At 65.1% G+C, this 12,549-nt stretch carries 12 protein-coding genes; 7 read left to right on the top strand and 5 right to left on the bottom strand.

Annotation, left to right across the window (positions count from 1 at the left end):
• The first annotated feature begins 53 nt into the window (after nt 1–53).
• The 3 genes from HU748_RS13470 to HU748_RS13460 are packed head-to-tail and all read left to right on the top strand — an operon-like array spanning nt 54 to nt 3,054.
• Nucleotides 54–512 carry a tripartite tricarboxylate transporter TctB family protein gene (locus HU748_RS13470; RefSeq protein WP_186668800.1) on the top strand — a complete coding sequence of 153 codons (459 nt, stop codon included), beginning with the start codon at nt 54–56 and terminating at the stop codon, nt 510–512.
• Nucleotides 513–515: 3 nt separating this feature from the next.
• Nucleotides 516–2,030 (top strand): tripartite tricarboxylate transporter permease, encoded by a 1,515-nt coding sequence (locus HU748_RS13465; RefSeq protein WP_186668616.1) that lies wholly within the window; start codon nt 516–518, stop codon nt 2,028–2,030.
• Complete coding sequence (locus HU748_RS13460) at nt 2,023–3,054, top strand: AbrB family transcriptional regulator (protein WP_186668617.1); 1,032 nt, start codon at nt 2,023–2,025, stop codon at nt 3,052–3,054. Before HU748_RS13465 ends, HU748_RS13460 begins: the two co-directional genes overlap by 8 nt.
• A gap of 99 nt (nt 3,055–3,153) precedes the next feature.
• Here the strand turns inward: HU748_RS13460 and ung are convergent, their stop codons facing one another.
• The gene (ung, locus tag HU748_RS13455; RefSeq protein ID WP_186668619.1) at nt 3,154–3,846 is read right to left on the bottom strand and encodes a uracil-DNA glycosylase; all 693 of its coding nucleotides are present in this window, start codon (nt 3,844–3,846) and stop codon (nt 3,154–3,156) included.
• Between the two features lie 129 nt (nt 3,847–3,975).
• On the opposite strand from ung, the gene HU748_RS13450 reads away from it, so the two are divergent.
• On the top strand, nt 3,976–5,082 hold the full coding sequence (locus HU748_RS13450) for an enoyl-CoA hydratase/isomerase family protein (protein ID WP_186720689.1): 1,107 nt from the start codon (nt 3,976–3,978) through the stop codon (nt 5,080–5,082).
• A 2-nt stretch (nt 5,083–5,084) separates the two neighbouring features.
• Here the strand turns inward: HU748_RS13450 and HU748_RS13445 are convergent, their stop codons facing one another.
• Nucleotides 5,085–5,498 (bottom strand): hypothetical protein, encoded by a 414-nt coding sequence (locus tag HU748_RS13445; protein ID WP_186720688.1) that lies wholly within the window; start codon nt 5,496–5,498, stop codon nt 5,085–5,087.
• A 234-nt stretch (nt 5,499–5,732) separates the two neighbouring features.
• Here HU748_RS13445 and HU748_RS13440 point away from each other — a divergent pair, with 234 nt between their 5' ends.
• Both HU748_RS13440 and HU748_RS13435 read left to right on the top strand, forming a co-directional pair.
• On the top strand, nt 5,733–5,954 hold the full coding sequence (locus HU748_RS13440; protein WP_065863133.1) for a cysteine-rich CWC family protein: 222 nt from the start codon (nt 5,733–5,735) through the stop codon (nt 5,952–5,954).
• 10 nt (nt 5,955–5,964) lie between these two features.
• Nucleotides 5,965–6,657, top strand: coding sequence for a pseudouridine synthase (locus HU748_RS13435; RefSeq protein WP_186710656.1), 693 nt, complete (start codon nt 5,965–5,967; stop codon nt 6,655–6,657).
• Nucleotides 6,658–6,666: 9 nt separating this feature from the next.
• Here HU748_RS13435 and HU748_RS13430 read toward each other — a convergent pair whose 3' ends face one another.
• Together HU748_RS13430 and HU748_RS13425 are read right to left on the bottom strand one after the other, a co-directional pair.
• Nucleotides 6,667–9,735, bottom strand: a complete 3,069-nt coding sequence (locus HU748_RS13430) for an efflux RND transporter permease subunit (RefSeq protein ID WP_186720686.1) — start codon at nt 9,733–9,735, stop codon at nt 6,667–6,669.
• 6 nt (nt 9,736–9,741) lie between these two features.
• Nucleotides 9,742–10,842 carry an efflux RND transporter periplasmic adaptor subunit gene (locus tag HU748_RS13425; protein ID WP_186720684.1) on the bottom strand — a complete coding sequence of 367 codons (1,101 nt, stop codon included), beginning with the start codon at nt 10,840–10,842 and terminating at the stop codon, nt 9,742–9,744.
• A 183-nt stretch (nt 10,843–11,025) separates the two neighbouring features.
• Here HU748_RS13425 and HU748_RS13420 point away from each other — a divergent pair, with 183 nt between their 5' ends.
• Nucleotides 11,026–11,661, top strand: a complete 636-nt coding sequence (locus HU748_RS13420; protein WP_186668632.1) for a TetR/AcrR family transcriptional regulator — start codon at nt 11,026–11,028, stop codon at nt 11,659–11,661.
• An 83-nt stretch (nt 11,662–11,744) separates the two neighbouring features.
• Here the strand turns inward: HU748_RS13420 and HU748_RS13415 are convergent, their stop codons facing one another.
• Nucleotides 11,745–12,527, bottom strand: coding sequence for a class I SAM-dependent methyltransferase (locus HU748_RS13415; RefSeq protein ID WP_186710653.1), 783 nt, complete (start codon nt 12,525–12,527; stop codon nt 11,745–11,747).
• Between the last annotated feature and the right edge of the window lie 22 nt (nt 12,528–12,549).

Here is a 12,549-nt window from a genome sequence, read left to right as displayed (position 1 = left end):
TTGCCCGCCCCCACGAAGGAAGCATGAAAGCCGCTTCTATCGAGGATTCCTTCATGATCCTGCAACGCATCTTCGCCCTGGTGCTGCTGGCGGTCTGCGCCGCCCTGGCCGTTATGGCCTGGCCGTACCAGGCGGCGTTTTCCTATGAGCCGGTGGGCCCGCGTGCCTACCCGCTGCTGATGCTCGGCCTGATGAGCCTGGGCCTCTTGTATCTGGCGATTCGTCCGACGCCCATCGTGCACAAGGACGACGAAGTCCCCCTGGACCGCGAGACCCTCACCAAGATCGCCGCCTGCGTCGGCCTGCTGATCGTCTTCGCCGCCACCTTCGAGTCGCTGGGCTTCATCCTCAGCGCCGTCCTCGCCGGCCTGCCCATGGCCCGCCTGTATGGCGGCCGCTGGCTGCACAGCGCGATCGTGGTGGTGGGCATGAGCATCTTCCTCTACTGGCTGTTCGACCGGGTGATGGATGTCCCCCTGCCCCTCGGCCTGCTCGACGTACTGGAGAACTGACACATGGATACCTTGAGCTACCTCGGCCAGGGCTTCGGCGTCGCCCTGAGCCCCTACAACCTGGTCACCGCCCTGAGCGGCACCCTGATCGGCACCGTGGTCGGCCTGTTGCCAGGTCTGGGCCCGATCAACGGCGTGGCGCTGCTGATCCCCATCGCCTTCGCCCTCGGTCTGCCGCCGGAGTCGGCGCTGATCCTGCTGGCCGCGGTGTATCTGGGCTGCGAATACGGCGGCCGGATCAGTTCGATCCTGCTGAACATCCCGGGCGAAGCCTCGACCGTGATGACCACCCTCGATGGCTACCCCATGGCCCGCCAGGGTCTGGCCGGTGTCGCCCTGTCACTGTCGGCCTGGAGCTCGTTCATCGGCGCCCTCATCGCCACCTGCGGCATGGTGCTGTTCGCGCCGCTGCTGGCGAAATGGGCGATCGCCTTCGGACCGGCGGAATACTTCGTGTTGATGGTGTTCGCCATCGTCGCCCTCGGCGGCATGGCCGGCGACAAGCCACTGAAGACCTTCATCGCTGCACTGATCGGCCTGTTCCTGTCGGCCGTGGGCATCGACGCCAACAGCGGCGTGTACCGCTTCACCGGTGACAGCGTTCACCTGGCCGACGGTATCCAGTTCGTCGTGCTGGTACTGGGCCTGTTCTCCATCAGCGAGATTCTCCTGCTGCTGGAGAAGACCCACCATGGCCACCAGGCGGTCAAGGCCACCGGGCGCATGCTGTTCAACCTCAAGGAAGCCGCCTCGGTCTTCGTCGTCAACATTCGCTGCGGCCTGCTCGGCTTCTTCATGGGCGTGCTGCCCGGTGCCGGTGCCACCCTGGCCAGCGCCGTGGCGTACATGACCGAGAAGCGTATCGCCGGTGCCAGCGGCAAGTTCGGCAAGGGCGACGCCCGTGGCCTCGCCGCCCCGGAAACCGCCATCGGTGCATCCTGCTGCGGCGCCCTGGTGCCAATGCTGACCCTGGGCGTACCAGGTTCGGGCACCACCGCCGTGATGATCGGTGCACTGACCCTGTACAACATCACCCCCGGCCCACTGCTGTTCGAACAGCAGCCTGACATCGTGTGGGGCCTGATCGCCTCGCTGTTCATCGCCAACATCATGCTGGTGATCCTGAACATCCCGATGATCCGCATCTTCACCCGCATCCTTGCCGTACCGAACTGGGCGCTGGTGCCGGTGATCGCGATCATCACCGCGATCGGCGTCTACGCCGTGCACGCCACCACCTTCGACCTGTTCCTGATGGTCGGCATCGGCATCATGGGCTATATCCTGCGCAAGCTGGACTTCCCGCTGTCGCCGATCCTGCTGGGCTTCATCCTCGGCGGGCTGATGGAGCAGAACCTGCGCCGTGCGCTGTCGATCTCCAACGGCGAGCTGGGCATCCTCTGGTCCAGCCCGATCAGCATGAGCGTATGGGCACTGGTGGTCTGCATGCTGGCCCTGCCGCTGCTGCGCATCTGGCGCCGCCGCAGCCTGCAGCGCCGGGCCATGGCCGATGCCTGATCGGTCGTTGCCGCTGTTCTGGGCCACCGGGCTGGTCGGACTTGCTGGCGGTTTCATCGCCAGCAAGGTCGGCTGGCCTTTGCCGTGGATGGTCGGCTCGCTGCTGGCGATCATTGCGGTGCGCTGCCTCACCCCCTGGCAACTGTCGGAAATCCCCAACGGCCGTAAATGCGGGCAGTGGGTGATCGGTATCGGTATCGGCCTGCACTTCACCCCAGAAGTGATCGAACAGGTTGCCAGCCATTTCGGCTTGATCTTCTTCGGCGCACTGCTGACCACGGTCTCCAGCGGCGTCGGCGTGTGGCTGCTGCGCCGGTCCGGCGAGGACCGTGCCACGGCATTCTTTGCCAGCATGCCCGGCGGCTCGGGCGAGATGGTCAACCTGGGCGCGCGCAATGGTGCGGTGCTCAGCCAAGTGGCGGCGGCGCAGAGCCTGCGCGTACTGGCGGTGGTGCTGTGCGTACCGGCGCTGTTCAAGCTGCTGCTGGGCGATGGCGTGGCGCTGAACCATGCCGGCAGCGTCAGTTGGGGTTGGCTGGCGCTGATCGCGCCGCTGAGCATTGGCGTGGCGCTGCTCTGGCAGCGCCTGCGCCAGCCCAATCCCTGGTTGTTCGGGCCACTGCTGGTGGCTGCCAGCATCAGCCTGGCCAACAACCTGCAGATCGGCCTGCCCAACGGCGCCAGCCAGATCGGCCAGTGGCTGATCGGCAGCGGCCTGGCCTGCCACTTCAACCGCGCGTTCTTCCGCCGTGCGCCGGCCTTCCTGGGGCGCACCCTGGTGGCGACGGCCCTGTGCATGCTGATCGCAGGCGGCGCGGCCTGGGGGCTGAGCCTGTTCAGCCACCTGGACCTGCGTTCGCTGACATTGGGGATGATGCCGGGCGGGATCGCCGAGATGAGCCTGACGGCGGAGACCCTGCAACTGTCGGTGCCGTTGGTGACGGCGCTGCAGGTGATGCGCTTGCTGTTCGTGCTGTTCCTGGCAGAACCGATGTTCAGGTATTGGATACGCCAGGACGATTGACCGGTCGACCTCTTCGCGGGCAAGTCGGAGCGCCGAACCGCCGCCCCCACTGGCTGAGAGCGGGCTTGCCCGCGAAGAGGCCAACCCGACCGCAAGCCCTTACAAAGGCGGCACCGCCCAATTGATGGGCTCCAATCCGCGCTGCTGCAGGAAGCTGTTGGTCCGGCTGAAATGCCCGCAGCCCAAAAAACCGCGATACGCCGACAACGGTGACGGATGCACCGACTTGAGCACCAGATGCTTGGTCCCGTCGATCAGCTTCTGCTTGCTCTGCGCATGCGATCCCCACAGCAGGAACACCACGTTCTCGCACTGCTCGCTGACCAGCTGGATGATGCGGTCGGTGAAGAACTCCCAACCCTTCTTGGCATGCGACGCAGCATTGGCGCGCTCGACAGTCATGGTGGTATTGAGCAGCAACACCCCCTGCTCGGCCCAGCTCTGCAGGTAGCCATGATTGGGGATCGGCAGGTTCAGGTCGCGCTGCAGCTCCTTGTAGATGTTCACCAGCGAAGGCGGCGTCGGCACCCCCGGCTGCACCGAGAAGCACAGGCCATGGGCCTGGCCCGGGCCGTGGTAAGGGTCCTGGCCGAGGATCACCACCTTCACCTTGTCCAGCGGCGTGGTGTTGAGGGCATTGAAGATCAGCGGCCCAGGTGGATAGATCTCCTTGCCGGCGGCATGCTCCTGGCGCAGGAACTCGCGCAGCTGGTGCATGTAGGGCTGGTCGAACTCGGCGCGCAGCGCGGCCTTCCAGCTGGGTTCGAGCTTGATGCGATCGTCGTCGGTCATGGAGCAATCCTGAATCAGAGTGGGCGCGACACTAGGAAAGCCGCCCCCGCTTGTCAATCGCTCCGACCGGTGACAGGCACGATCGGTCAGGCAAGCCATACTTGTGCGACGACTTGCGCGAGGTTGTCCATGTCCATTCATTGCGAGGTACTCACCGGCGCCGATGGCGCCCGTATCGGCATCGCCACCCTGGATGCCGCCAAGACCCTGAACGCCCTGACCCTGCCGATGATCGAGATGCTCGATTCGCACCTGCGCGAATGGGCGCGCGATCCGGGCGTCGTCTGCGTGCTGCTGCGCGGCAACGGCGAAAAGGCCTTCTGCGCAGGCGGCGATGTGCGCGCGCTGGTGCAGGCCTGTCGCGAGCATCCCGGCAGCGTGCCACCGCTGGCAGCAACCTTCTTCGCCGCCGAATATCGCCTCGACTATCTGCTGCACACCTACCCCAAGCCGCTATTGTGCTGGGGCCACGGTCATGTGCTGGGCGGCGGCATGGGCCTGCTGCAGGGCGCCAATGTGCGTATCGTCACCCCCAGCAGCCGGCTGGCGATGCCGGAAGTGAGCATTGGCCTGTATCCAGATGTCGGTGCCAGTTGGTTCCTCAGCCGCCTGCCGGGCAAGCTTGGGCTGTTCCTGGGGCTGACCGGCGCGCCGATCAATGCCCGTGACGCCCTTGATCTGGGGCTGGCCGACCGTTTCCTCGGCGAGCAGCAGCAGGCTTCGCTGATCAAAGAACTGCTGCAACTGAACTGGCAGGAACAGACCGCCTTGCAACTGAACAGCCTGCTCAAGGCCGAGCAGCATCGCGCCTGGGCCGAGCTTCCCGAAGCGCAGTGGCTGCCTCGCCGCGCCGTGATCGACGCATTGCTCGATGTCGCTGACCCGGTAGCCGCCTGGCGGGCCGTGTGCGGCTTGAGACACCACACCGATCCACTGCTGGCCAAGGCGGGCGAGCGCTTGCATGAAGGCTGCCCGCTTACCGGTCATCTGGTCTGGGAACAGCTTCAGCGCGCCCGTCACCTGTCGCTGGCCCAGGTGTTCCAGATGGAATACGCCATGAGCCTGAACTGCTGTCGGCATCCGGAATTCAGCGAAGGGGTGCGCGCTCGCTTGCTCGACAAAGACAACCAACCGCACTGGCACTGGCCGGATATCGGCAAGGTGCCAGCAGCGGTGGTCGAAGCGCACTTCGTCAAAGTCTGGGAGGGGCGACACCCGCTGGCGGATCTGGGCTGACCCTATCGCTGCCAGTTGCGATCCCCACGCCCCCGATCGCGTTGCCCATTGGAATGCCAGCGATCATCCCGCCCGCCGCCACGGTAGTCCTGGCGATCGCGGTCACGCCCGTAGTCGTAGCGCTGGCGGTTGCCGTAGTCATGACGCGGATTGCCATGCCACTGGTTCACCACCGGTGGCGTGTAGGGCCGGTAGTAAGGTGCCGGCGCCGGACGGTAGTAACGCGGTGCCGTCTGGTAGTAATACCGAGGCTGCGGCGCGACGTAGTAACGGTCCTGACGGTAGTAGTAACCCGGGTAGGCGTAGCGGTCAGCGGTGTAGTACTCGCTGCGGTAATAGCCCCCGCCCCCGTAGTAAGGGGCACAGGCACTGGTCATCAGGCCAAGCAGAACGACCAACAGGATTCGAGGGTACATGGCGGCCTCCTGGACCGCTGGATTGCCCGGCACAGCGGCGCTGGCGGACGTCGATCGCAACACGTTGATCGACACTGAGTAAGACAGTGCGCCCAAGGTCCGGTGCCATTTGCGCAACAAATTGAAACAGACAGAACGATCCGGAAATACAAATAGACAGAGGCGCGACAAAAGCCTCCAACGGATATACTGCGCGCCTCGGAGCAGACATACCGCGAATACCCGGAAGCCACCATGAACGACAGCCAGCGCTGCCCCGCCTGCGGCGCCGCCAACCAGTGCGCCCTGGCCGACCCGCGCAGTGCCACCCAGGCCTGCTGGTGTTTCAGCGTCAGCATCGATGCCGCTGTGCTCGAAGCGCTTCCCGACGAACTGCGCAACAAGGCCTGCCTGTGCCCTCGCTGCGCAGCAGTCGACGAACAGCTCAAGGCAGCCGACCAGCGGCAGCCTCTTTAAGATTGCTACGATGCGCCTCGATCGATTTCTCGCCAACTTCCCCCAGTACAACCGCCAGCAGGTGCGCTTGCTGCTGGTGCAGCGCCGTGTGCGGGTCGACGCACAGCCGGTGATAGATCCGCGACACGAGGTGCGTGAATTCAGCCGGGTCGAGGTCGATGAGCAGTTGCTGCAGGCCGGGCGCCCGGCACGCTACCTGATGTTGTACAAGCCCGCGGGGTGCGTCAGCGCCACCCGCGACCCGCAGCACCCCACCGTACTCGACCTGCTGCCGGCCGACCTGCGTGACGACCTGCACATCGCCGGGCGCCTGGACTACAACACCACCGGGCTGATGATCCTGACCAATGACGGCCAATGGTCACGCCGCCTGACCCAACCGCGCACCAAGCAGGCGAAGGTCTATCAGGTCGAGACCGAGGACGAAATCGGCGCGCACTACATCGAAAAGTTCCGCGAAGGCTTCTACTTCGCCTTCGAAGACCTCACCACCCTGCCCGCCCAACTCGACATTCTTGGCCCGCGCAGCGCGCGACTGGCGATCGTCGAAGGGCGCTATCACCAGGTCAAGCGCATGTTCGGCCACTTCGACAACAAGGTGATCGGCCTGCACCGCGAAAGCATGGGGCCCATCAGCCTGGACCCGGCCCTGACGCCAGGCGCGTTCAGGGCCCTGACCGCCGAGGAAATCGCGGCGGTCTGACGGTCGACCTCAGGCGCTCTTCTTCACCCTGAACCAGGCCGCATACAGCGCCGGCAGGAACAGCAGCGTCAAGGCCGTCGCCACGATCAAGCCCCCCATGATCGCCACTGCCATCGGCCCGTAGAACACGCTGCGCGACAGTGGAATCATCGCCAGCACCGCGGCCAATGCCGTCAGCACGATGGGCCGGAAGCGCCGCACCGTAGCCTCGATGATCGCCTGCCAGCGGTCCAGCCCAGCGGCGATGTCCTGCTCGATCTGGTCCACCAGGATCACCGAGTTACGCATGATCATCCCTGCCAGCGCGATGGTGCCGAGCATCGCCACGAAGCCGAACGGCTGGCGGAACACCAGCAGGAACAAGGTCACACCAATCAGCCCCAACGGTGCGGTGAGGAACACCATCACCGTGCGCGAGAAACTGCGCAGCTGGATCATCAGCAGGCTCAGCACCACCACGATGAACAACGGCATGCCGGCGTTCACCGAGCGCTGGCCGCGCTGGGCATCCTCCACCGTGCCGCCGACCTCAAGCAGGTAACCGTCGGGCAATTGCTCGCGCACCTGCTGCAGGGTCGGCAGGATCTGCCTGACCAGGCTGTCCGGCTGTTCCTTGTCGTAGATGTCGGCACGCACGGTCACCGTCGGCAGGCGATTGCGGTGCCAGATGACACCCTCCTCGAAGCCGTACTCCAGCGTCGCCACCTGTGACAACGCCACGCTCTGGCCGTTGTCGGTCGGCAGCGCCAGACTGCCCAGGCCGCCAATGTCGCTGCGCTCCTCGCGAGTGCCGCGCAAGAGAATTTCGATCAGTTCGTTGTCCTCGCGGTACTGGCTGACCGTGGTGCCCGTCAACGAGCTTTGCAGGAAGCTCGACAGCTGCGCGGTACTCACGCCGAGCGCGCGGGCGCGGTCCTGGTCGATTGCCAGGAACACCGCCTTGCTCGGTTCCTCCCAGTCCAGGTGCACGTTGACCACGTGCGGGTTCTCGCGCACCTTGACCGCCACCTCTCGGGCCAGGGCGCGCACTTTCTCGATGTGTTCGCCGGTGACCCGGAACTGCACCGGGTAACCCACGGGCGGGCCGTTCTCAAGGCGCGTGACCCGCGAGCGCAATTGCGGGAATTCCTGGTCAAGGGTGGTAATGGCCCAGCTGCGCAGGGCTTCGCGGTCCTTGAGCGACTTGGCCAGCACCACGAACTGGGCGAAGCTCGCTGCCGGCAGTTGCTGGTCCAGCGGCAGGTAATAACGCGGTGAACCGGTGCCGACGTAGGCCACGTAGTTCTCGATACCATCCTGCTGCTTGAGCAGCGCCTCCAGGCGCTTGACCTGCTCGGCGGTGTTGGCCAGCGAAGCACCTTCGGCCAGCTTCAGGTCGATCATCAGCTCAGGCCGCGCCGATGCCGGGAAGAACTGCTGGGGCACGAAGCGGAACAGCACGATGCTGCCGACGAAGGCGGCAATGGTCAGCACGATCACCGTCTTGCGACGACGCACGCACCACTCCACCACCTTGCGCACACGTTGGTAGAACGGCGTGGCATAAGGGTCGGGCGTATGCTCGCCATTGCCGTGACGCGCCGCATGGCGCTTGGCCAGGTCCGGCAGCAGGCGGTCGCCCAGATAGGGGACGAACAGTACCGCCGCGACCCACGAGGTCAGCAACGCGATGGTCACCACCTGGAAGATCGAACGGGTGTATTCGCCGGTGCTCGACGCGGCCGTGGCGATCGGCAGAAAGCCTGCGGCGGTGATCAGTGTTCCGGTCAGCATCGGGAAGGCGGTACTCGACCAGGCATAGCTTGCCGCCTTGAGCCGGTCGTAGCCCTGCTCCATCTTGATCGCCATCATCTCCACGGCAATGATCGCATCGTCCACCAGCAGCCCCAGGGCCAGTACCAGCGCCCCCAGCGAAATCTTGTGCAGGCCGATGCCGAAGTAGTGCATGGCAGCGAAGGTCATGGCCAGCACCAGCGGGATCGCCAGGGCCACCACCAGCCCCGTGCGCACCCCCAGCGAGAAGAAGCTCACCAGCAACACGATGACCAGTGCCTCGACCAGCACCTGGATGAACTCGCCGACCCCGGCCTTGACCGCTGCCGGCTGGTCGGACACCTTGCGCAGCTCCATGCCCGCCGGCAGGTCGTGCGCGAGCCGGGCGAACTCGGCTTCCAGCGCTTTGCCCAGTACCAGGATGTCACCGCCGTCCTTCATCGACACAGCAAGGCCGATGGCATCCTCGCCCATGAAGCGCATGCGCGGCGCAGGTGGGTCGTTGAAGCCGCGATGGACCTCGGCAACATCGCCGATGCGGAAGGTACGATCGCCCACGCGGATAGGGAACTGGCGAATCTGCTCGACGCTGTCGAAGCGCCCGCTGACCCGCAGTTGCAGGCGCTCGCTGGGCGTTTCGAAGAAGCCTGCGGTGCTCACCGCATTCTGCTCGCGCAACGCCTGCTGCACCGCGGCCAGCGGCACCCCCAGGGTCGCCAGCTTGGTGTTGGACAGCTCGATCCAGATCTTCTCGTCCTGCAAGCCGATCAGCTCGACCTTGCCCACATCCTTGACCCGCTGCAGCTGGATCTGGATGCGGTCGGCATAATCCTTGAGCACTGCATAGTCGAAGCCTGCCCCGCTCAGGGCGTAGATATTGCCGAACGTGGTGCCGAACTCATCGTTGAAGAACGGCCCCTGCACCTCAGGCGGCAAGGTGTGACGAATATCCGCGACCTTCTTGCGGATCTGGTACCACAGCTCGGGAATTTCGTCCGAATGCATCGAGTCGCGAGCCATGAACGTGACCTGGGACTCACCCGGACGGGAGAACGAGACGATCTTGTCGTACTCGCCGGTCTCCATCAGCTTCTTTTCGATGCGCTCGGTGACCTGTCGCGACACCTCTTCAGCGGTGGCACCAGGCCACAACGTACGCACGACCATGGCCTTGAAGGTAAAGGGTGGATCTTCACTCTGTCCCAGCTTGGTGTAGGACATAGCGCCAATGGCCGCCAACAGGATCATCAGGAACAGTACGATCTGGCGATTGCGCAGCGCCCAGGCGGAAAGGTTGAACCCCATCGGGACTTACTCCTTGCTCGCCAGGTTCACCACACGGTTGCTGCGATCGACCGGCCGTACCTCCTGGCCTTCGCGCAGCACGTGGCCACCTGCGGCGACCACCCAGTCGTTGACGCCCAGCCCTTCGAGCACCGGCACGCTGTCGGCACCGTAGGGGCCGAGACGAACAGGCGCACGCTCCAGCCGATTGTCCTTGCCCACTCGCCAGACATAGGCCTGGCCCTGCTCGGCAGTCACCGCCGACAGCGGCACCGACAGCGGCGAGCGTTCGGCATGGGCGATGTACACCCTGGCGCTCTGGCCCAGCTCTGCCGGGGCTTGCGTCGATGTGAAGGCAATTCGCGCAGCGAAGGTGCGCGAACGTGGATCCGCGGCCGGCGACAGCTCGCGGATACGCCCCTCGAAGCGCTGCTCGGGGTGCGACCAGAGTTCGACAGTTACCGCCTGCCCCACCGTGAAGCGGGCAAACTGTTGCTCGGGCAGGCCGATGGCCACCTCACGTTCGCCATCGGCTGCCAGGGTGAATACTGTCTGCCCAGCCGCAACCACCTGGCCCACTTCGACCTGGCGCTTGGCGATCACACCGTTCTGCGGCGCCCGCAGCACAGCGTATTCCGCCTGGTTGCCGGCCACGTCGAATTGCGCCTTGGCCTGCTTGAGGCGGGCAAGACCCGCACGGTAGAGGTTCTCGGCATTGTCGAACTGGGAATGGCTGACCATCTGGCGGTCAAGCAGCTTCTGGTAACGGTCGCGTTCGGCACGCACCAGCGACAGGTTCGCCTCGGCGGCGGCCATCTGCGCGCGGTTGGCCTCCAACTGCAGGCGCACGTCCTGCGGATCGAGCTCGGCCAGTGGCTGGTCGGCCCTGACCCGCTGCCCTTCCTCGACCAGGCGCTTGCTGACCTTGCCGCCGATACGAAACGCCAGCTCCGGCTCGAACCTGGCGCGTACTTCGCCCGGATAGCTGTTGGCCGAAGCGCCGGTGGGCTGGGGCTGGATCACCAGTGCCGGACGCGGGGCCGCAGGTGCCGCGGCCTCCTGGCCACAGGCAGTGAGCAGCAAGACGCAGGCAAGGGGCAGGACGAGGGGCGACGCACGACGCAACATGATGAATAACCTTTCGCAGAGGACGCATCGAATAATTATACTGGCGGGTATATTAAGTCAGGGAACCGACGCCGGGAAGCGGGTGCCAGACAGAAAAAATGTATTTATCCCGCGACGTGCGTAGCAGCCGCGAGCCGCGCGACTCGGTAATATGAGCGCTTCATCAGACAGACACGGACTCCAATGCCCATCGACGCACCCACAGGCCCTGGCCGGCCCAAGGATCTCGCCAAGCGCGAGGCCATCCTCGAAGCCGCCAAGTCGCTGTTCCTCAGCCTTGGCTACGCCAACACCAGCATGGATGCGGTCGCTGCGGCGGCAGGTGTTTCAAAACTCACGGTCTACAGCCACTTCAACGACAAGCAGACCCTGTTCGGCTCGGCGGTCATGGCCACCTGCCAGACGCAACTGCCCGACCTGATCTTCGAGCTGCCCGAGGGCGTGCCGATCGAAGACGTGCTGCTCAAAATTGCCCGGGGCTTCCAGGCGCTGATCAGCAGCGACGAGTCGGTCAAGCTGACGCGCCTGATCATGGCTTTGGGGAGCCAGGACCCGGGGCTTGGGCAGTTCTTCTACGAGGTGGGGCCCAAGCGGGTGCTGGCCGAAATGGAGGCGCTGCTGCGCTGCGTCGATGCACGCGGGTTGCTGCGGATGGAGAATCCGTTGCGCGCGGCCGAGCATTTCTTCTGCCTGATCAAGGGCGCCGCCGATTACCGGCTGTTGCTCGGTTGCGCACCGCCGCTGGCCGGAGAGGAAGCCGAGCAGCATGTGCGCGAAGTGGTCGGGGTGTTCATGCGGGCGTATAGCAGCCACCTGTAGGAGCGGGCTTGCCCGCGAAAAGTACACCGCGATGCATGGCACCGGCTTTGCCGGTGTTCGCGGCGATTCGGCGCCCGCTTACCCTAAGCCTTCAACGCCTTCTTCGGGTAGATATCGTAGCGACTGGACTTGCCCTCCAGGCTATGGCTCGGCTTTGGCCCGTCGATGATCGGTGCCTTGCGTGGGCGCTTGACCACGACCCGGTGGCTGGCCAGCGCCAGCGCGGCCTCCAGCAATGCCGGAGCATCCAGATCGTCGCCCACCAGCGGGCGGAACACCCGCATTTCCTTCTTCACCAGTGCGCTCTTGTCACGGTGCGGGAACATCGGGTCGAGGTAGATCACCTGCGGCGCCTCGCCCTGCCAATCGCGCATGCGCTCGATGGCATTGCCCGTCAGCAAGCGCATGCGCTCGACGATCGGCGCCACTTCAGCATCCAGGCGCCCACGCGCCAGGCCATCCTCGAGCAACGCAGCAATCAGCGGCTGGCGTTCGATCAGGGTCATCTGGCAGCCCAGGCTCGCCAGCACGAAAGCATCCTTGCCCAACCCCGCGGTGGCATCCAGCACCTGAGGCCTAACGCCTTGGGCGATACCGACCGCCTTTGCGATCATCTGCCCATTGCCGCCGCCGAACAGGCGTCGATGCGCCGCCTGCCCTTCGACGAAATCCACCCGCACCGGACCGGGGGCCTGCGGCCCCAATTGCTGGATCTGCAGACCATCAGCGCCGATCTGCACGGCGAACTGCGCCGAGTCATCCTCCTGCGGCAGGCCCAGACGCTGCGCCCAATCCTGCGCCTGCGCCTGGAACGGCGCCGACAGCGCCTCGACCCTGATACCTGTGCCCTGCTCTTGCTCTGCCATCCGATCCCGCACTCGAAAAAAT

The sequence above is a fragment of the Pseudomonas sp. RW3S2 genome, from assembly GCF_014268955.1.
GTDB lineage: Bacteria > Pseudomonadota > Gammaproteobacteria > Pseudomonadales > Pseudomonadaceae > Aquipseudomonas > Aquipseudomonas wayambapalatensis.
This window is presented reverse-complemented; position numbering and strand designations above follow the sequence as displayed.